This is a genomic window from Grimontia sp. AD028, assembly GCF_000973155.1.
GTDB lineage: Bacteria > Pseudomonadota > Gammaproteobacteria > Enterobacterales > Vibrionaceae > Enterovibrio > Enterovibrio indicus.
The window spans coordinates 1-346 of sequence record NZ_LASY01000181.1; the positions used below are offsets into that span (position 1 = coordinate 1).

The 346-nt window shown below is 49.7% G+C and carries 1 pseudogene; it reads right to left on the reverse strand.

From position 1 onward, the window contains the following. Positions 1-346 (reverse strand): annotated as a pseudogene (locus RN22_RS25265) (bacteriocin); the annotation flags it as partial.

The window sequence follows — 346 nt, forward strand, 5'->3', positions numbered from 1 at the left end:
GCTCTCCAACCGTTTGAGCCATTAAGGTTCACTTCCTTAAGGAAAGTGCCAGACGTTGTATACACATGAACCTTGCCGTTGTAGTCCGCTCCAAAGTCAGCCTCATGGAGACCATCGTTGAAGTTCAGTTGCACCTTAGTTGACGTCGTCGACGTGTTAGTCAGGTTAACTGTCCATCCTGGCCATGTGCTGTTTTCCACACCGTTCTGAAGGTGAGTAATGCTGGCGACTTTTGGCGCATCAGCTTCATCAGTAATCACGGCTGCTTGAGACTGCACCCATCCCTGACGGCCAATGACTGCACCCTGGATCTTGATGGTCTCATTCCCTTCATAGACATTGTCAT